Raw genomic sequence first — 20,315 nt, 5'->3', positions numbered from 1 at the left:
CTGACAGCTTGGCAGACTGCTGGCGTGACCGAGCACGGCCATGATGAGCCCGACACCGACCAGCTACCCCGGACACCCACTCTGAAGTTTGCGAAGCAGCTGGCAAGGGAGTTGGTGGGGGTGGCGACTGTGGAGATCGACGGCATCCAGGGCGGGACATCGGTCGACGTCACACCGCGTAACCCCCATGCCCGGGCCTTCGGCTGGATGGACTTCTCGCAACAACTCATCCTGCAGGTCGGCGGCTACGGGGGCCGATGGGAACTGGATGCCGGCCCCGAAGACGTCGCTCTGCTTGAGGGCATCGCCCGCTCGGTGATCGCCGGCAGGGTGCGGGAGGTGTTCGCTCCGGGTCGCTCGGCCATCTCGGTCACGCTCGCCGACGGAGCCGTGGAGACCGAGATCGGAGGCGAAGCGCCGGCCGGCTGCCTGCCACTACCCTTCTGGCGGCGTTGGTCCCGCAGCGTCCAGTACGCCCCGTACAGGTAGCCCGGCGGACGCATCGGTTGGGAAAGACATGGCTCGTCGGCAGGCGATGACGGGCGTGCTGTGGCGAGGCGTGGTGAGACCTCTCAAGCGACCTGGCCGCTACGAGCACGCAGCAGGACTTGAGCGGGTCTTCGGGGATGGGGTGCTGGTCAACGTGGTGCGGCGGGTCGTGGGGCACGAAAGGGCGTCAACGACGCTCAATCGTTATACCGAACCTGGACAACTACACCGCCCGCGTCCTGGCGGCCATCGACGGCTCTGCGGCCTCCCTGCTGCCTCCGGTCGAGAATCCGCCCTCGGAGAGCGGCCCTGACGGGGACGGAGACGACCTACGACCTGCGGCGGAGCGCTCCCCAGGGAAAGGGACGACCCCCGTCGGGGGGAGACGGGGGTCGTCGAAGGTTCGGCTCCGGGGGGGTTGAGCCGAACCCGCTCAGCGGTCACGGGGGGTGCGACCGCCGAGGGTCTGCCTGTTGTACGAGATGTGAACACTCGTCGCGTCGACAAGTCTGCCTGAGCGAACCTGTATACGTCGAGTGGTGTCGCCTCCACTCCCTGCGAAATAATGTTCGCAGAGTGTGACCATCGTCACCATGCGCGAAGATGGTGAGGGCGGGCCCGCAGGTCCGAGGGGTCGCCGGGCCCCGGGCACCCGCCGACGATAGACCATCCGGCTAGACTTTCGCGCCGTGGGCCGAAGTGCCGCTTTCTTCGATCTGGACAAGACCGTCATCGCCAAGTCGAGCGCCCTGGCGTTCGGTCGGCCGTTCTACCGGGACGGCCTGATCACCCGGCGTGACGTGGTCAAGTCGGCGTACGCGCAGCTGATGTTCCGGCTGGGCGGCACCGACGAGCAGACCATGGCCAAGACCAGGGACTACCTCGCCGCGCTCTGTAAGGGCTGGCAGGTGGAACAGGTCCGCCAGATCGTCGCGGAGACGCTGCACGAGCTGATCAACCCTTACGTGTACGCCGAGGCCGCCGCCCTGATCGAGGAGCACCAGGCCGCCGGGCGGGACGTCGTCCTGGTGTCCGCCTCCGGCGAGGAGATGGTCCGGCCGATCGGCGTGCTGCTCGGGATCACCGACGTGATCGCCACCCGGATGGGCGTGGTGGACGGCCGCTACAGCGGCGAGGTCGAGTTCTACGCGGCCGGCCCGAGCAAGGTCGACGCGGTCGGTGAGCTGGCCGCCGAGCGCGGCTACGACCTGGCCGACTCGTTCGCCTACTCCGACTCGTACAGCGATCGGCCGCTGCTGGAGTGCGTCGGCCATCCTTCGGTGGTCAACCCGGACCGGCAGCTGCGCCGGCTGGCGGTCGAGAACTCCTGGCCGGTGCTGGAGTTCCGGCACCCGATCCCGTTGGGGCGGCGGCTGCGTGAGCGCCCGGCCGTCCCGGTCGCCGCCGCGGCGCTGGGCGTGGGCGTGGGCGTCGCCATCGGCATCGCCTGGTACGGCCGCCACCGTCGCACCCGCACCGCGCCCGCGCCCGCCTGAGCCCGTCGAGCCGCGAGGACGGCGCCCGGCCCGGCCCGACGACCGCGCACAACCGCCTGAGCCTGCCCGCCCCAACCACGAGGACGGCGCCCGCCCACGCCCGACGACCGCGTACGACGCGTGGACGGGCCCCAGCCGGGGCGACCGCGGCCACCAGGCGTCGCCGGAGGGGTCAGGCCGCCGCGAGGACCTCGTCGCCGATGGTGGTGAGCTGGTCGGCGCCAACCTCCACCGCCGCCATGTAGTGGCGCAGCCAGGAGCGCAGGCCGTCCTGGGTGCCGGTGGCGAAGGCGCCGGCCGAGCCGACGTACTCCGGCTCGCGCTCGTGGTGACCGACGTCCACGGCGAGCAGGCCGCGCGGGTCGAGGCCGCTGGACAGCAGCACGAGCCGGGCGGCGCCCCGGGCCACCACCCCGGACGGCCCGGCGAAGGGGCGCAGGTTCAGCAGTTCGCCGTGCACGACCGCGGCCAGCACCAGCGGCGAGACCTTCGTGCCGCCGGTGACGAGCCCGGCCAGCCCGTCCAGGCGGGCGGCGACGACCGGGTCGGCCACCGGCCGGCCCAGCTCGGCCTCGCCGACGACGTCACGGGCGGCGAGGACGTGCAGCCGGGCCAGCGCCTGCCGGGGCGCCTTCGGCCAGAGTTCGGAGAGCCCGGGCAGCGCCCCGGCGACCCGTAGCGCGCCCTGCACCACCGGTTCGGTCACCGTTCCGGCGCGCACCGCCTCGCGCTCGCGCGCGTACCCCTCCAGGGCGGCACTGGCCACCGCGGACCGGAGGCTGACCTCGGCCGCGACCTGGCCGCCGTGCCGGCGCAGCGCGCGGTGCCCCAGGGCCTGGTCGAACCGCTCGCGGGCCCGCTCGACGGCGGGGGCGATGTCGGCGAGCGCGAGCAGCGGGGCGAGCGGGTCAGCGGTCACCCCGTCACGCTATCGACTGCCCGGCGCGACCCGCCGGCGAGCCGCCCGGAAGCGACCGCGGCCACCCGGCGTCTTCGTTAGGAAGGGGCCCTTCCTCTACAGAATGCGTTAATAGGGTGCCCTTCCTTACACCTGGAACGCCGTCTGGCGCGGCACGTGTGCCGCTCGGCGCGCGTCGGCCGGACCGGCGGTCGCCCGCATGGGCCGCCACGACTAACCTCGTGCCCTAGAGAGACGCAGGTCACCCGAGCGACGAGGGAGCACGGCATGAGCGAGGCATTGGCAAATCTGCTGAACGAGACGCGCCAGTTCCCGCCGCCGGTCGAACTCGCCGCGAACGCCAACGTCGGCGCCGACGCGTACGCGGAGGCCGACGCCGACCGGCTGGCGTTCTGGGAGCGGCAGGCCGGGCGGCTGACCTGGGCGCGGCAGTGGGACGAGGTGCTCGACTGGTCGAAGCCGCCGTTCGCGAAGTGGTTCGTCGGCGGGCAGCTCAACGTCGCCTACAACTGCCTGGACCGGCACGTCGAGGCCGGCCTGGGCGACAAGGTCGCCATCCACTGGGAGGGCGAGCCGGGCGACACCCGCACCATCACGTACGCGGACCTGCACCGGCTGACCTGCCAGGCGGCGAACGCGCTGACCGACCTGGGCGTCACCGCCGGCGACCGGGTGGCGATCTACCTGCCGATGGTCCCGGAGGCGGCGGTCGCGATGCTCGCCTGCGCCCGGATCGGCGCCACGCACAGCGTGGTCTTCGGCGGCTTCTCCGCCGACGCGCTGACCAACCGGATCCAGGACGCCAGCGCGAAGGTGGTGATCACCGCTGACGGCGGCTACCGCCGGGGCAAGCCGTCGGCGCTGAAGCCGACCGTGGACGAGTCGGTGGCCAACTGCCCGTCGGTCGAGCACGTGCTGGTGGTGCGCCGCACCGGCGAGGAGGTCGCGTGGTCGGGCAAGGACCGCTGGTGGCACGAGACGGTCGAGACCGCCTCGGCCGAGCACGCCGCGCAGCCCTTCGACGCCGAGCACCCGCTGTTCATCCTCTACACCAGCGGCACCACGGCCCGCCCGAAGGGCATCCTGCACACCACCGGCGGCTACCTGACCCAGACGTCGTACACGACGCACGCGGTCTTCGACCTGAAGCCGGAGACCGACGTCTACTGGTGCACCGCCGACATCGGCTGGGTGACCGGGCACTCCTACATCGTCTACGGTCCGCTCTCCAACGGCGCCACCCAGGTGATGTACGAGGGCACCCCGGACACCCCGCACCAGGGCCGGTTCTGGGAGATCGTCGACAAGTACAAGGTCAGCATCCTCTACACCGCCCCGACGCTCATCCGCACGATGATGAAGTGGGGCGAGGACATTCCCGCCGGCTACGACCTGTCCTCGCTGCGGCTGCTGGGCAGCGTGGGCGAGCCGATCAACCCCGAGGCGTGGATGTGGTACAGGCAGCACGTCGGCGGGGGTGAGCTGCCCATCGTGGACACCTGGTGGCAGACCGAGACCGGGGCGATGATGATCTCGCCGCTGCCGGGCGTGACGGCGGCCAAGCCCGGCTCCGCGATGACGCCGCTGCCCGGGATCGTCGCCGACGTGGTCGACGACCAGGGCCAGTCGGTGCCGAACGGCGGCGGTGGCTACCTGGTGCTGCGCGAGCCGTGGCCGTCGATGCTGCGCACCATCTGGGGCGACGACGACCGGTTCATCGAGACGTACTGGTCGCGGTTCGAGGGGATGTACTTCGCCGGGGACGGGGCGAAGAAGGACGACGACGGGCACGTCTGGCTGCTCGGCCGCGTCGACGACGTGATGCTGGTGTCCGGCCACAACATCTCCACCACCGAGGTGGAGTCCGCGCTGGTCTCCCACCCGTCGGTGGCCGAGGCGGCGGTGGTCGGCGCGACCGACCCGACCACCGGGCAGGCCATCGTCGCGTTCGCCATCCCGCGCGGCACCACGGACACGGCGGGCGACGCCGGCGGGAAGCTCATCGCCGAGCTGCGCAACCACGTGGCGAGGACGCTCGGCCCGATCGCCAAGCCCCGGCAGATCATGCTGGTGCCGGAGCTGCCGAAGACCCGCTCGGGCAAGATCATGCGCCGGCTGCTGCGCGACGTGGCGGAGAACCGCTCGCTCGGTGACGTCACCACGCTCCAGGATTCGTCCGTGATGGACCTGATCTCGTCCGGCATGGGTGGCGGAAGGTCCGACGAGGACTGACCCGCGTACGCCACGATGGGTGACGGTCCCGTGCGGGCCGTCACCCATCGTCGTTTCTTACGCATGTGCGGCCGGCCGGATGCGGGCCGTCACATCGGTCGGTCGGGTGAGCAGAGAGAAGCTGAACGGACACAGGCAGACGTCGACCCCTGTCGCTCCCCCGTTTTCTGATTTAGGTTCACGCACGTCGAGTCGGTTCGATGGACGTCACATCGATGGAGGGCCGACCGACTTCTTCCTCCCCCCATGCCCCAGAAACGGAGCGGCATGAACAGAAATTCGCAATCCGGGTCGCGTAGACGCCTGCTCGTCGCGCTGCCCGCCATCGCCCTCGCCGCCACGTCGCTGACCGTGACCGGCGGCGCGGCGGCTGCGGAGCCGGGCCCCGCCCGAGCCACGATCGGAGCGGACGAGCACTACATCAACTATGCCGAGCCCGCCGTCCAGGCGGACAGCAGCGGCCGTGAGGTCAAGGGCAGGGGCGGTGTCTACACCCCGGCGGTCGAGGAGGCGCGCGCCTTCGACCGCAAGCACGCCCGCGGCAACCCGGTCGCGGCCGAGCAGCTCGCGAAGCACGAGGCCAAGTCGATCAGGACGGGTAAGAGCCCGCGGCAGATCAAGAAGGCCCCGACCACCCAGACCGCCAAGCTGCTCACCCTGCTGGTGGAGTTCAACGACCAGGCCGACGACGACTTCACCGGCGTCATGGTGCCCAGGACGGTCTTCGAGGACCGGACCTGCGTCCCCGGCACCGTGCAGAACGGGCCGAAGCACAACCAGATCCCGAACCCGGCGAACCTGCCGCACGAGGACAACAACTCGATGTGGGTGCCGGACTTCTCGCCCGCCCACTACGACAAGATGCTCTACACCAAGAAGGGCATCACCGAGCGGGTCCGCACGGACCTGAAGGGTCCGGACGGCAGGCCGGGCATCGACCTGACCGGCCGCACGATGCACAACATGTACCTGGAGATGTCCAAGGGCGCGTACACGGTCGACGGGCAGGCCAGCCCGTGGATCACCGTCCCGCACTCCGAGGGCTGGTACGCGGCCTCGCGCTGCTTCCAGGACGAGGACGGCAACTGGGTCCCCGGCCGCCAGCAGTCGATGAACGGCCACCCGGACAACCCGCAGGGCGCGGGCCGGCTCGCCACCGACGCGATCGACGCCCTCGCGAAGATGGACCCGAACTTCCCGTGGGCCGACTACGACATCGAGGACCAGGGCGACCGCGACGGTGACGGCAACCTCTTCGAGCCGGACGGCGTGATCGACCACCTGGTGCTGGTGCACGCCGGGCAGGGCAAGTCCCGCGGCGGCGGCGCCGAGGGCACGTACGCCGTCTGGGCGCACTCGTCGACGGTGGCCGGCGGCTACACCGTCCCCGGCACCGACCTGCAGGTCTCGAACTACATCGTGCAGCCGGAGGACGCCGGCGTCGGCGTCTTCGCCCACGAGTTCGGCCACGACCTGGGCCTGCCCGACCTCTACGACACCTCGGGCAACGCCGACTCCGACGTCGACTTCTGGGACCTGATGGCCTCGGGCTCGCACTCGGGGGAGATCTTCCAGGCGCTGCCGACGCACATGGGTCTGTGGGACAAGTGGGTGCTCGGCTGGGCCGACCCGCTGACCCTCGCCCCGGGTTCGGACCCGCGCACCGTCAAGCTGGGCCAGACCTCGCGCACGCCGCGCGGCACCAAGGACGGCATCAAGGTCGACCTGCCGGACAAGGTGGTCACGCTGGCCACGCCGCACAGCGGCGCGAACATGTGGTACTCCGGCGCCGACCAGGAGTGGGCGGACGTCAAGATCGCCCGCCAGGTGGCCGTTCCGGCGGCGGCCGACGCGAAGTTCTGGATGTGGAACAACTTCGTCATCGAGGCCGACTGGGACTACGGCTTCCTGGAGCTCTCCACCGACGGCGGCACCACCTGGACCGAGCAGAAGGTCTACGACTCGACCGGCAAGCTCGTCACCACGGACGACGGCTACGCCGACCCGAACGGCCGGATGGTCGACTTCGGCAACAAGAAGTACGGCCTCACCGGTGACACCCACGGCTGGCGGCACGACTACGTGGACCTGTCGGCGTACGCCGGGCAGACCGTGCAGCTCCGCCTGCGCTACGCCACCGACGAGGCGTTCGCGGAGCGCGGCTGGTTCGCCGACGACTTCTCGGTGACCGGCGGCGGCGCCACCACGTGGAGCGACGACGTCGAGAGCGGGGCCAACGGCTGGACGGCGACCGGCGGCACCTTCGTCGACACCACCGGCCAGGGCTGGCACATCGACAGCGGCACCTCCACCCAGGCGCACTACTACCTGGCCGAGTGGCGCAACTTCGACGGCTTCGACGAGGGCCTGAAGTACACCTACGACACGATCTACTCGCGCGACGCGTGGAAGGTGGACCGGGTCGCCTACAACGCGCCGGGCATGCTGGTCTGGTACCGGGACACGGCGCTGGGCGACGTCAACCACGTCACGGCGCAGATGACCGCGCTGCCCAGCTACGGCGCCAAGGGTGGCCTGCTGATCGTCGACTCGCTCTTCGACCCGTACCGCCGCACGGGCGAGGCGGCCGTCAAGGACCCGTCGGTGCTGGACAACCTGCCCAGCCGCCCGCAGTCCGCGAACGCCGCCTTCTCGCTGAGGCCGACGTACCCCTTCAAGGAGTGCCTGGAGGCGGCGGACGAGCCGTACAGCGAGTACTGCACGAGCTTCGGCCCGCAGGCGCCGGTGCGGGGCTTCACCGACGCGAAGGGCTGGTACCCGGGCATCGAGATGCGCGACGGCTCTCCGTACGCCCGGGACAACGACGCCTCCGTGGTCGTCCCGTCGAAGGGCCACGCGCCGTACACGACCCGGGTCACCAACCCGGACGGTACGCCAGCGACGTCCTACTACGGGGACACCCTGGGCGGCGGGGCCATCGTGCTGGGCACCGGAAACCCCGGTGACCAGGGGGTTTCCTACGGCGTCACCATCACCATCAAGCGCACCGCGAGGGACAACTCGTACGCCACCGTGTACGTCACCCCCGCGCGCAACTGACCCGAGGGGTCGGTCGAGCGGGTAACGGGCGGGGCCCGTCCGGGGAGCAAGCTGCGCTCCGGGCGGGCCCCGCCCACGGGTGCCCGCGGCCAGCGATCGTGACTACTGGACGGAACACTCCCGGGACGGATGGCGACCGCGCCATCACCCCACTTTTCCCGTACGCGATCACGCTTATCGAAAGTGGTCTCTCCCTGCCAAGGGGTGCCCGTTCGCGCTGCTCACCGCTTCGGTGAAGGGCCGGGATATGACGGTGAAAAGCGTTCCCAACAAAACTTTGCAACAAATCAACGTATGCGTCTTCCCACGGGTCACACGAGTGTCTATGTTCACCATTGGTCCCACTAGTGGGATCGGTCGCACCGGCCCGTACCCCCGTTGGGCCGGTTCCCTCACACCGGAGGTACCACGTGCGCAAAGTCGCAGTGGGTCTGCTCGGGCTCTCGCTGACGGCGACAGGACTGGCGGTCGGGACGTCCGCCAGCGCCGCGCCGCAGCCGAAGATGCCGACGGCCGCTCCGTCGGTCGCCGAGCCAGCCCATGCCGACCACGACCTGCCCAACCCGCTCGAGGAGAAGCGCCGTGCCCTGCGCCAGGAGGGCCTCAGCGAGGTCCTGTCCGGCAAGGCCAAGCCACAGCGCATCAACGGGAGCACGGTTGTCAAGGTCGGCAAGACCGCGACCAACGCGGCCGGTGCTAACACCCGGTCCGCGAGGTCGGCGGAGGCCGCCCGCACCGATCAGTACGTCGAGCTGGCCCGCGAGAAGACCGACCGGATCTTCGTCATCCTGGCCGAGTTCGGCAACGAGCGGCACCCGAACTACCCGGACAAGGACACCGACCCGCTGACCCAGGGTCCGGCCCGGTTCGACGGGCCGCTGCACAACGAGATCCCGCAGCCCAACCGGGCGGTGGACAACTCGACCCTCTGGCAGTCGGACTACAGCGCCGACTACTTCCGCAAGCTGTACTTCGGCACCGGGGCCGGCGACGAGTCCCTGAAGCAGTACTACGAGGCGCAGTCCTCGGGCCGCTACACGGTGGACGGAACGGTCACCGACTGGGTCAAGGTCAAGTACAACGAGGCCCGGTACGGCCGCTCGGACGACGACCCGAACGACGCCAACGGCGACGACCCGGCCGTCTGCGCACAGAGCACCTGCCAGAACATGTGGGCGCTGGTCCGCGACGCCGCCAACCAGTGGGTCGCCGACCAGAAGGCGGCGGGCCGCACCGACGCCGAGGTCGCCGCCGAGCTGAAGACCTTCGACCAGTGGGACCGTTACGACATCGACGGTGACGGCAACTTCAACGAGTCGGACGGCTACATCGACCACTTCCAGATCGTCCACTCCGGCGGCGACCAGGCCGACGGCGACCCGCACCAGGGCGAGGACGCGATCTGGAGCCACCGCTGGTACGCGTACGCCACCGACCAGGGCCAGACGGGCCCGCCCGGGGCGCCGCTCGGCGGCAGCCAGGTCGGCAACACCGGGATCTGGATCGGGGACTACACCGTGCAGCCGGAGAACGGCGGCCGGAGCGTGTTCTACCACGAGTACGGCCACGACCTGGGCCTGCCGGACGACTACAACACCGGCGCCAGCGGCGACAACAGCGTCGAGCACTGGAGCCTGATGGCCCAGAGCCGGGTCGGCGCCAAGAACGACGAGGGCATCGGTGACCGGGGCGCCGACCTGGGCGCCTGGAACAAGCTGCAGCTCGGCTGGCTGGACTACGAGACCGTGGTGCCGGACAAGCAGGACCCGCAGACGCTCACGCTGGGCCCGTCGGAATACAACACCAACAAGCCGCAGGCTGCCGTCGTGGTGCTGCCGCAGCGTGAGTACAGCTTCAGCAACGGCAAGCCGTTCGAGGGTGCCCACCAGTTCTTCTCCGGCAACGAGGACGACCTCAACACCACGATGACCCGGACGCTCGACTTCACCGGGAAGTCCTCCGCCTCGCTGTCGATGAAGGCTCGCTACACCATCGAGACCGACTACGACTACATGTACTTCGAGGCCTCGCTGGACGGTGGCCAGAGCTGGACGGCGCTGCCGTTCCTGGTCAACGGTGAGCCGAAGACCGACGGCAACGGCCGCAACGCCCTGGACGGCAGCAGCGACACCGACGGCGACGGCCAGGCCGACTGGGTCGACCTGACCGTGCCGATGGACGTGGCCGCGGGCAAGGTCGCACAGTTCCGCTTCCACTACATCACCGACGGCGGCGTCTCCGACGGCGGCTTCTTCGGCGACGCGATCACCGTGACGGCCGACGGCCAGACGGTGCTCACCGACGGTGCCGAGAACAGCGACGGCTGGACCTTCGCCGGCGGCGAGACCGGGTTCCGTATCGTCGGGGAGACCTCGTCCAAGGCGTACGACAACTACTACATCGCGGCGCACCGGTCGTACGTCTCGTACGACAAGTACCTGAAGACGGGCCCGTACTTCTTCGGCTACGCGAACACCCGGCCGGACTGGGTGGACCACTACGCGTACCAGGAGGGCCTGCTCATCACCTACTGGAACACGCGGTGGCCGGACAACAACACCATGCCGTACGACCCGCAGCTGAACCCCGGTGGTCACCCGGGTGAGGGCCGCAACCTGACGATCGACTCCCGCCCGAAGCCGCTGTACAACCTCACCGGCGACCCGTGGCGGGCCCGCGTCCAGGTCTACGACGCCCCGTTCAGCCTGAAGAAGGCCGACTCGTTCACCCTGCGGGTGAACAGCCAGCCGTCGTACGTCCGTGGCCAGGCACCCGCTCCGCTGTTCGACGACAGCAAGCAGTACTGGTACGCGGAGCTGCCGAACCACGGCGTCAAGGTGCCGAACAACGGCGTCAAGATCCGGGTGCTCGACCAGAACGGCACCGCCGTCAAGATCCGCATCTCCTGACCGGCGGATCAGCGTTCCACCAGCACCACGCGATGCCCGGGCGGATCTCCGCCCGGGCATCGCCCCGTTCCGGGTGGCCCGTCCCGCACCTGCCCGCCCGCGGCGACGGCGGCACGGGAACCGGCCCGCGGCCCAGGACGTCGGATCAGGGTGACCCGACCCGCCACCGCCCTCCCCGCCGCCCTCGCGCTGATCCTGCTCGCCCCCCTCGCCGGCTGCGCCGGACGGGAGAGCGGGTCCACCGGTTCCGGAGGCACCAAACCACCTGCCACCGCCCGCCCCGCCACGGCCCACCCCGACGATGCCGATCCGACCGGCACGCCCTCGGCGAGCCCCGTCGCCCCCGCCGATCGACCGACGCGACCGTCGGGGACCGCGCTGCCGACGCTGCGACCGCCGAAGGAGCCGACCGACACCCGTCCCACCGGCGTCATCACGGCTCGGGTGACCCGCGGCGGCGACGGCCCCTGCTACGGCATGGTCACCCTGGACGGCATCGAGTACGCCGTTTACGGGCCCGGGCTGGGTGTGCTGACCGAGGGCCAACTGCTGACGTTGCGAGTGACCGCGCACACGGTCCGGATGGACTGCGGCCCGGGCACACCGGTCGCGGCGTCGCGCCCGTGAGTTGACGCTCGGTGACCCACCGGGCACCGCGTGCACACCTCCACGCCACCGTCAACGGCAGTACGGCCGATTGACCCCGGACCACCACGCAATTGATCATCGTCACTGCGGGGTGTCGCCACGCCCACCAGCCTGCGACCGGCGCACCGCCGCGATCAGCTGCGACCACGGGGGTGGCACATGTTGAACGACGTACTGTCCGATGCTCTCCGTCAACTGTCAACGCCGGTGACAGCCGGTCCCACAGCGGGTGGCGGCCCGCCGTCGGCCCTGGAGTTGCGACTCCTGCTCGCCGCGAGCCAACAGCAGCTCCTCTTCGCCCAGCGCAGGGTGATCGAACACACCCTGCACCTCGAACGCCTGGAACAGCACGCCGCCGACTCCGCCCCGACGGGGGTCAGCGTCGTCGAGACGCGCGACGAGTTCCTCGGCCTCGCCCGCCGGGTGGCGGACGGCACGGGTGGCGACCAGCGGGTCGTCCACGCCGCCCCGAGCCTGCTCAGCCACGTGCTCCGCGCGGACCGGCCCGGCCGTCGGACGGTCCACGTGACCGACCTGCTCGCCGACCCGGAGCACCGGGAGGCGGCCGAGCGGGCCGGCACCCACCACCGGGTGGCGACGTCGGCGCCCGTGTCGCTGCTGCTCGTCGCAGGCAGCGCACTCGTTCCGCTGTCCCGGCCCGACCCCGGCCCGGCCGGGCTGCTGGTGCGCCAGCCCGACCTGCTGGGCGTCCTCGCCCACTATGCCGACACACTCTGGCGGCAGGCCCGGCCGCTCACCACCGACCGGCCGGGCGCCGCGTCGAGAACCGGCGACGGACCATCCGAGCTGCAACTGCGGATCCTGCGCATGGCCGCCGTCGGGGTCAAGGACGAGTCGATCGCCCGCACCCTCGGCCGCAGCACCCGCTGGGTCCGGCGGCACTTCGAGCTGCTGGAGGAGCTGTCCGATGCCAGCAACCGGATGACGCTGGGCATCGCCGCCGTCCGGCGCGGCTGGCTCTGACGGGCCGCGTCCGCCGGCCCGTCGCGGCGCACGACGGGCCGGCCGCCCCTGCACGGCGCACGACCGGCCGGCCGCATTCGCCGTCGCGTCCCGGCCGGCGCGGCGGTCACGTGCCGGCACCGCGTAGCTGGCCGGATCTTGCAGCGTGCGGCAGCCGTTCCGCTTCGCCATTGGCCGGTGACGCCGGATTCCCAACAATCGATCCGTGCCGATGGAAGTTCCATCGGCACGGCCTCACGAGGGCCACACGGGGAAGGACCACCTTGAACAGACGAGGATTGCTCCGGGTCGCCACCGCGCTGATCGCCGCCGCCGGGGTCGGCGCGTCGATCGCCGGCGTTCCGCAGCCGGCCGCCGCCGCGCCCCAGGGCTTCGATCACGTCGTGTACTGGAACGACGTGCTGCTCAACGCGTTCCGCGCGAGCAGCGAACCGCCGACCGTCCTCAGCCGCGCCGGCGCCATGATGCACCTGGCCATGTACGACACGGCCGTGTCGCTCGGCACCTCCGGCGCCCCCTACATCGCCAAAGTCAACAAGATCCCCAACTACAGCTACGACCGGGACTGGAACATGGACGCGGCGGCCGTCCGGGTACTGAGGGCGGTGTTCCCCGGCCAGAACTTCGACACCGCGTTCACCGGGTCCCGCGCGTACCCGCCGGTCGGTGTGCCCGGCCCCGAGGGCTGGAGCACCAGCGTCGGCGACGGCGCCGCGCAGAACATCCTCAACGCGCGGGCGAACGACGGTTCCGGCAACAACGCCCCGTACCCGGTCAGCAACACCGCCGGCCAGTGGCGCCCGACCGGATCCGGCGCGGCGGTGAGCCCCAACTGGGGGTCGGTCACCCCGTTCGCGCTCACCTCCGGCTCCCAGTTCCGGCCGTCGCTTCCGGGCGGCTTCACCACCGTGACCGGCATGCTGAGCAGCACCGCGTACGCCAACCAGGTCAACGAGGTACGGCGCGTCGGCTCGGCAACCGCCGCACCGACGGACCGGACCGCCGACCAGACCCAGCTCGCGTTCTTCTGGGCCAACGACCTCAACGGCACCTACAAGCCGCCGGGCCAACTCTTCGAGCACACCCAGATCGTCGCGGCCCAGCGGCCCACCGAGACCGTCCGGCTCTTCGCCCTGGTCGCGATGGCGATGGCGGACGCGGGCATAGCCGCCTGGGACGCCAAGTACAACACCGGCATCGACCTGTGGCGCCCGGAGAGCGCGATCGCCGAGCCACAGTCCGACGGAAACCCCGCCACCACCCCGGACGCCTCGTGGCGCCCGCTCTCCGTCGACCGCAACGGCAACCGCTTCTCGCCGCCCTTCCCGGCCTACGTGTCCGGGCACGCCACGTTCGCCGGCGCCTGGGCGGGCGTCATGAAGCGCCACTACGGCACGGACGCGGTGAGCTTCGTGGCGACCACCGAGGATCCGATGGCCGCCGGGGCCACCCGCGCGTTCAGCAGCTTCAGCGCGGCGGCGACCGAGAACGCCCGCAGCCGCGTCTACCTCGGCGTGCACTACCAGTGGGACGCCGACGCCGGCCTCAGCACCGGCGACGGGGTGGCCAACCGAGTCTTCAGCACCTACCTGAGGTGACGCCGGCGGAGGGCCGGGGGTGGCGACACCTCCGGCCCTCCAGCCGTCCGCCACGCCGATGGGCAGGTCGGGCGAGCGATCCGAGCCGCCCATCGGGTCGGCGGACCGGGGACACCGGGCGGCAGGGTCCTAGGCTGTCTGCCATGACCGAGCAGCGCGGCGGGACCGTCGACGAGTCGTGCGTCCTCACCGAAGGGCCGTGGACGCACCGGTTCGTCGGCGCCAACGGCAGTCGGTTCCACGTCGTGGAGGCCGGCACCGGCCCGATGGTGCTCTTCCTGCACGGCTTCCCGGAGCACTGGTGGGCCTGGCACGAGATGCTGCCGGCGGTCGCCGACGCCGGCTTCCGAGCCGTGGCGGTCGACCTGCGCGGCTACGGCGCCAGCGACAAGCCGCCCCGGGGCTACGACGGCTACACCCTGGCGGCCGACGTCGCCGGGCTGATCCGGGCCCTCGGCGAACGCTCCGCCACCGTGGTCGGCACCGGCGTCGGCGGCATGATCGCGTGGACGGTGGCGTCGTTCCACCCGTCGCTGGTCCGCCGGCTGGTGGTGCTTGGCGCCCCCCACCCGCTGCGGCTCCGGGCCGCCATCTTCGCCGACCCGCGCGGGCAGTTCGCCGCCGCCACGCCCACCCTGAAGTTTCAACTGCCCCGCTACGAGCACGTGCTGACCCGCGACGACGCGGCGGCCGTGGCGGAGATGCTGCGCCGCTGGGGCGGGCCGCGCTGGGTCGACGGGCCGGGCTTCGAGGCGTACGCGGAACGGTGCCGGGAGGCCATGCGTATTCCGCAGGCGGCGTTCTGCGCCCTGGAGGGCTACCGCTGGGCCTTCCGCTCGGTGCTCCGCCTGCACGGTTACCGCTTCGTCCGGCTGATGCAGAAGCCGCTCGTCACGCCGACCCTCCAGTTGCACGGCGCGCTCGACGAGGCCTCCCTGCCGCGTACCGCCCAGGGCTCCGGCCGGTACGTGGTGGCGCCCTACGAGTGGCGGCTCCTGGACGACGTCGGGCACTTCCCGCACGTGGAGGCCGGCGACCTGGTGCTGGGCGAGGTCCTGCGCTGGGCGAAGTCCTGAGTCAGACCCGCTGCTCGCGCAGGTCGGCGACCTCCGCGGCGGGCGCCCAGCCCTGGTAGACGCCGAAGTCGAAGACCTCCAGCCCCATCGCCCGGGCCACCGGCCAGCGTCCGCCGGTGTACTCCACCCGCAGCCAGCCGTCGTGTTCACCGAGGACGATGAAGGGCTGCCCCTGCCAGGTGCAGGTGGTCCGCACGTACGCCAGGTCGTCGACGTCGGTGGCCGGCAGCACCCGGACGTACCGGCCGGGGCGGATCTCCTCGAAGCCCTCGCCCGGCTCCGGCTGGTAGAGCCGGACGTCGTCGCCGTCCGGGCTCGCCTGGTATTCCCGACCCTGCCAGCGGGCCACGTAACCGTCGCGCGTCACTGCTCACCGACCTGTCGCCACCGCAGCGCGTCCGTGTCGAGGATGGCGACCACCCGTTCGGTGCCGTCCGCGCCGATCCGCCACAGCTGCGCGCCGTGCGGCAGCCGGGCGCTGTCCACCTTGAACTCCGCCACCACGTCACTGCTCTCGCCCGGCGCGAACCCGTTGCCCCGGAACGGCGGGCGTTCGATGACCCAGCCCTCCATGGCCCGCATGGCGGGCTCGTTCTGCCCGCCGTACGGGATGCGGTAGAGGCTCGGCCGGTGCGCGGGCCAGCGCAACACGTAGATCTCCTCGGCGTCCCGCACGAAGGGGGACTCCGGGTAGCCGAGGCCGAGCGCGTCGTGCAACTGGGCGGGGGTGGTGAGGTGGGCCAGTTCGCCGGCCCGGTGCACGAAGCCGGAGACCCGGTCGTAGCCCCGTTCCAGGTAGTATGCGAGCTGACTGGGGGCGACCGCCTTCTGCATCACGATCGGGCGCGCCGGGTCGGGCGCGGGCGGGGCGTAGCGCGGGCGGCTGACCGGTTCCTCGGCGGCGGGCGGCTCGGCCTCGGTCCCGATGTCGTCGCCGAGCCCCACCTCGGCCGCCCAGCTGGCCAGCCCGACGATCTGCTCACCGGGCAGTTTCGCCCCGACCGGGGTGCCCGGGTTCACCGCGAACGACCAGGACTCGTCCGGCCAGCGCCGGATCAACTGGACGAACCTGACCTCGATGGTCTCGACCGCAGCGTCGGTGTGGTCGGCGAGCCGCTCCGGCGAGGTGTGCACGACGACGAACGTCTCACCGTCCAGCTGCTCCGTACGCCAGACGAAGCCTGGCTCGCCGGGCCGACTGCCCGCCGCGGAGTCGGCGGCCACCGGCAGCAGCACGCGGGCCAGCAGCAGGGTGGACAGGAACGTGTCGGTGCTGCCTGCGCCGGCGGCGTCGAGCAGGTTCTCCTCGACCTCGTTGGCCGGCTCGAAGCCGACCGACTCGTCGGCGACCGCCGACACCTCCCCGGCGACGGGCCCGGTCGTGGGCACCGGCACGGTGACCGGCTCGGTCGTGGGCACCGGCACGGTGACCGGCTCGGTCACGGCCACCGGCACGGTGACCGGCTCGGTCGTGGGCACCGGCACGGTGACCGGCTCGGTCACGGCCACCGGCACGGTGACCGGCTCGGTCGTGGGCACCGGCGCGGTGACCGGCTCGGTCACGGCCACCGGCGCGGTGACCGGCTCGTCGGCGACCGACGGACCGGGGTCCTCCCCGGCCGCGACCGGGCCGACGCCGTGAACACCGACATCGTTCGTCACCGTCGCGGGCGCGGCCCCGTCCCGGGCCGCACCGTCCGCCGCCGGATCGCTGGACCACGCAGGGGCGGCGGCCGACGCGGCGTCGAGAGACACCGTCGCATCCCCGGACGGCGCCGGGTCGACGGGCGGCGCCGGATCGGGCGCGGCGTCGGGCGGCGCGGGGGACGCGGCCACCGGCTCCCGCCGACGCCGGACCGGCTCGAACAGCGAGACGGTCTCGTCGGCAGCCGGATCGGGCTCGGGGGCGGGTGGCCCGGTGAGGTCCCGCGATTCGATGACGGTGCCCTCGATGACGATCGGCGTGAACCCGCGCCGGGCGGCGGGCGGCGCGGACACCGGCTCCGTGTCCGCCGCCTCCGTCACCGGCTCGGGCCCGGCCGGTTCCTGGGTGGCCTGCCGTCGTGGCATCGCCTGGGTGACGTCCTCGGCCGGCTGCGGTCGACCTCCGTCGTACGCCGGTGGCGGCCCAGGCTCCGGGTCGGAGGTCCGGAGGTCCCGGGTGGGGCCCTCGTCGGGCTCACGCGGCGGCAACACCTGGGTGGCTTCGCCCCCGGGCACCGCGAAGGCCCGGGTGGGCTCGCCAGCGGGCACCGTGAAGGCGTGGGTCGGCTCCGCGTTGGGCGCCAGGAAAGCCTGAGTCGGCTCCCCGGCAGGCACCGTGAAGGCGTGGGTCGGCTCCGCGTTGGGCGCCAGGAAAGCCTGAGTCGGCTCCCCGGCAGGCACCGTGAAGGCGTGGGTCGGCTCCGCGCCGGTCGGGGCGCTCGGGATCGGGCGGGTCGGCCCCTCCGGCACCGGCTCCGCGAGCGGCCGGCGGCGGGGAAACGGCTGACTGCCGGCCGCGAGGCGGGACGGCGGCGCCGCCCGCTCGCCCGAGCGCAACGCCTCCTGCCGGTGGGTGGCGGCACGGCCGGAGGCCGGCTCGAAGAACGACCGGTTGGGCCGCTCCGGGGCCTCCCCGGCCGAGCGGCCGTTGGACCCCGGCGCGGGGTGGGCGTCGGGCGTCGACAGGCCCCTCGGGCGCTCGGTGAACGGCGCGGGGCGCGGCGGCGGGACGCGCTCGGGGGCCGGCACGGCGTCGGTGCGCGCGGGTCCGTCAGCCGCCGGTTCGCCACGCCGCGGGTCGAGGTGCTCGGCGGGAAAGGCGGGCGGGGTGCGCGGATGGGCCGGCTCCACCGGCACGCCGGGTCGGGCGGGTGCGGGAACGCGGCCGGTGCTCGAGGCGGGCCGCAGTGTGCCGTTGGACCGGGTGACGCCGGTGGCCGGCCCGGTGTCCGCCCCGGCCGGCGCGTCGTGGCCGGCTGTCTGGGCCCGCGCCCGGGCCGCCGTCTCCACGCGTTCCAGCCGGGCCCGCGCACCCATGGTGCGGCCGGGCAGCCGGACGTCGCCCCGCGAGAGCTGCGCGACGAACCAGGCCGGCAGGTAGCCCTCGATGGGCAGGCCGGGGTTCACCGCAAGCCACCACTCGTGGTTGGGCCAGCCGTCGGCCAGGTCGGCGTACGAGACGCGCCGGACGGTGCCGCCGTTCTCCCCGAGACAGGCGCGAACGGCCGCCCCCGAGGTGAACGCCAGCACGTGCGTGCGGCCACCGGTGGTCCACGTGCCCCAGCCCACCGGCGCCGTCCCCGCGAGTGCCTCGGCGGAGACCGGCAGCAGCAGTTCGGTGCGGGCCAGGACGCGGAAGTAGAGCTGTTGGTCGCTGGCTCGCAGCGCGTCCCGCATCGCCGCCTCGGCGTCGGTGGCCGGCTCCCACTCGGTCACGGCCACCCCTCCTCCCGCGAACAGGCCATAGGTATCGCGTACAACCTACAAGGTAGAAGCAAGATCACAATCGCTGGCCGGCGGCGGTGCGCCCGGTGCCGTCGGAGGCGCTAACATCCCGTTCCGGAGTCGACACGATACGGAGGCGGTCGATGTCCCGGTCCCCCGCGCGCCCGCTCCTCGCCGCCCTGACGACGGCGTTGCTGACCGCCGTCCCGGCCACCCCCGCGCTCGCCGGCCCCGCCGCCGGCCCGGTGCCCGCCGGCCGCCCCGCGTCCGCGCCGGCCGCCGCGCGTGCGGCCCCCGGCTGCGCCTCGTCCCTCGCCCCGGTCCGGCCGGTGTCCGCGCGCCCCTGGCCCCAGCAGCGGTACGCCCCGGAGCGGCTGGCGCCGCTCGCCACGGGTGCCGGGGTGACGGTCGCGGTGGTCGACTCAGGGGTGGACCGGCGGCACCCGCAGTTGACCGGCCGGGTGCTCGACGGCACCGACCTGCTGGACCCCGGCGGCGACGGCAGCCGGGACTGTGCCGGTCACGGCACCGGCGTGGCGAGCATCATCGCCGCCGTCCCCCGCGACGGGGTGGCGTTCCGCGGGTTGGCCCCGGGCGCCCGGATCCTGCCGGTACGGGTCAGCGAGCAGCAGGTGGTCGAGGGGCGGGAGTCGGGGCGCACGGTCAGCGCCGCGGACTTCGCCCGTGCCATCCGCTGGGCCGTCGACCACGACGCCGACGTGCTCAACCTCTCCGTCGTCCTGTACGCGGACGACCCGGCGGTGCGGGCCGCGGTCGGCTACGCCGTCGACCGGGACGTGGTCGTGGTGGCCGCCGCCGGCAACCTGCACGACGCCGGCGACCCCCGGCCCTACCCGGCCGCGTACGACGGGGTGCTCGGGGTGGGGGCGATCGGGGCGGACGGGGCACGCTCCCCGTTCTCCCAGACCGGCTCGTACGTCGACCTGGTCGCCCCGGGCAGCGACGTGCTGATGGCGGCTCCCGGTCAGGGCCACCACCGGGCGGAGGGCACCAGCTACGCGGCGCCCTTCGTGGCGGCCACCGCCGCGCTGCTGCGCCAGTACCGGCCGGAGTTGACCGCGACGCAGGTGGCGCGGCGGATCGTGGCGACCGCCGATCCGGCCCCGGGCGACGGTCGGGGCGGCGGATACGGCGCGGGGGTGCTGAACCCGTACCGGGCCGTCACCGAGACCGGGGGCGGGGCGCCGGAGCGGGCGCGTCAGGTTGCCGCGCTGGCGGACGACCGGACCGAGCCGGCGCTGGTGGCGCAGCGGGCCCGCCGGGCGGCGGCGCAGGACAGGGCGCTGCTGGTGGCGGGGGTCAGCGGGGCGGTGGTGGCCCTGGCGGCGCTGCTGGCGCTCGTCGTGCCGCGCGGCGCCCGCCGTCGCTGGCGGCCGGCCGGCCCGGCCTGACCCGACCCCGGCGGTGGCCGGGTCGATCCCGTCACCCGCCGACGAGGCGGTCGGGTCGGACCA

At 72.5% G+C, this 20,315-nt stretch carries 13 protein-coding genes; 10 read left to right on the top strand and 3 right to left on the bottom strand.

The window, feature by feature from the left end; all coding sequences use genetic code 11:
* Window positions 1-24 precede the first annotated feature (24 nt).
* Together KBX06_RS05455 and KBX06_RS05450 are read left to right on the top strand one after the other, a co-directional pair.
* Complete coding sequence (locus KBX06_RS05455) at window positions 25-489, top strand: hypothetical protein (RefSeq protein WP_210833084.1); 465 nt, start codon at window positions 25-27, stop codon at window positions 487-489.
* A gap of 689 nt (window positions 490-1,178) precedes the next feature.
* Window positions 1,179-1,985: an HAD family phosphatase gene (locus KBX06_RS05450; protein ID WP_210833083.1), complete on the top strand. Its 807-nt coding sequence runs from the start codon at window positions 1,179-1,181 to the stop codon at window positions 1,983-1,985.
* A 172-nt stretch (window positions 1,986-2,157) separates the two neighbouring features.
* On the opposite strand, the gene KBX06_RS05445 is transcribed toward KBX06_RS05450, so the two are convergent.
* Window positions 2,158-2,904, bottom strand: coding sequence for an oxidoreductase (locus KBX06_RS05445; RefSeq protein WP_210833082.1), 747 nt, complete (start codon window positions 2,902-2,904; stop codon window positions 2,158-2,160).
* Window positions 2,905-3,171: 267 nt separating this feature from the next.
* Between KBX06_RS05445 and acs the strand changes: the two genes are divergently transcribed.
* The 7 genes from acs (at window position 3,172) to KBX06_RS05410 (ending at window position 15,411) form a co-directional block, all read left to right on the top strand.
* Window positions 3,172-5,136, top strand: a complete 1,965-nt coding sequence (gene acs / locus KBX06_RS05440; protein WP_210833081.1) for an acetate--CoA ligase — start codon at window positions 3,172-3,174, stop codon at window positions 5,134-5,136.
* Between the two features lie 267 nt (window positions 5,137-5,403).
* Window positions 5,404-8,196, top strand: a complete 2,793-nt coding sequence (locus KBX06_RS05435) for an immune inhibitor A domain-containing protein (protein ID WP_210833080.1) — start codon at window positions 5,404-5,406, stop codon at window positions 8,194-8,196.
* Between the two features lie 425 nt (window positions 8,197-8,621).
* Complete coding sequence (locus KBX06_RS05430) at window positions 8,622-11,105, top strand: immune inhibitor A domain-containing protein (protein WP_210833308.1); 2,484 nt, start codon at window positions 8,622-8,624, stop codon at window positions 11,103-11,105.
* Between the two features lie 150 nt (window positions 11,106-11,255).
* Entirely contained in the window at window positions 11,256-11,732 is a 477-nt protein-coding gene (locus tag KBX06_RS05425) for a hypothetical protein (RefSeq protein ID WP_210833079.1), read from the top strand.
* 228 nt (window positions 11,733-11,960) lie between these two features.
* The gene (locus KBX06_RS05420; RefSeq protein ID WP_210833078.1) at window positions 11,961-12,737 is read left to right on the top strand and encodes a hypothetical protein; all 777 of its coding nucleotides are present in this window, start codon (window positions 11,961-11,963) and stop codon (window positions 12,735-12,737) included.
* Between the two features lie 263 nt (window positions 12,738-13,000).
* Complete coding sequence (locus KBX06_RS05415) at window positions 13,001-14,335, top strand: vanadium-dependent haloperoxidase (protein ID WP_210833077.1); 1,335 nt, start codon at window positions 13,001-13,003, stop codon at window positions 14,333-14,335.
* 143 nt (window positions 14,336-14,478) lie between these two features.
* Entirely contained in the window at window positions 14,479-15,411 is a 933-nt protein-coding gene (locus KBX06_RS05410; protein WP_210833076.1) for an alpha/beta fold hydrolase, read from the top strand.
* A gap of 1 nt (window position 15,412) precedes the next feature.
* Here KBX06_RS05410 and KBX06_RS05405 read toward each other — a convergent pair whose 3' ends face one another.
* On the bottom strand, window positions 15,413-15,778 hold the full coding sequence (locus tag KBX06_RS05405; protein ID WP_210833075.1) for a hypothetical protein: 366 nt from the start codon (window positions 15,776-15,778) through the stop codon (window positions 15,413-15,415).
* Complete coding sequence (locus KBX06_RS05400) at window positions 15,775-18,831, bottom strand: SseB family protein (protein ID WP_210833074.1); 3,057 nt, start codon at window positions 18,829-18,831, stop codon at window positions 15,775-15,777. The genes KBX06_RS05405 and KBX06_RS05400 overlap by 4 nt, the downstream gene beginning before the upstream one ends.
* 152 nt (window positions 18,832-18,983) lie before the next feature.
* Between KBX06_RS05400 and mycP the strand changes: the two genes are divergently transcribed.
* Entirely contained in the window at window positions 18,984-20,252 is a 1,269-nt protein-coding gene (gene mycP / locus KBX06_RS05395; protein ID WP_210833073.1) for a type VII secretion-associated serine protease mycosin, read from the top strand.
* Window positions 20,253-20,315: the final 63 nt, after the last annotated feature.

The organism is Micromonospora sp. C31, from assembly GCF_018070575.1.
Classification (GTDB): domain Bacteria; phylum Actinomycetota; class Actinomycetes; order Mycobacteriales; family Micromonosporaceae; genus Micromonospora.
This window is presented reverse-complemented; position numbering and strand designations above follow the sequence as displayed.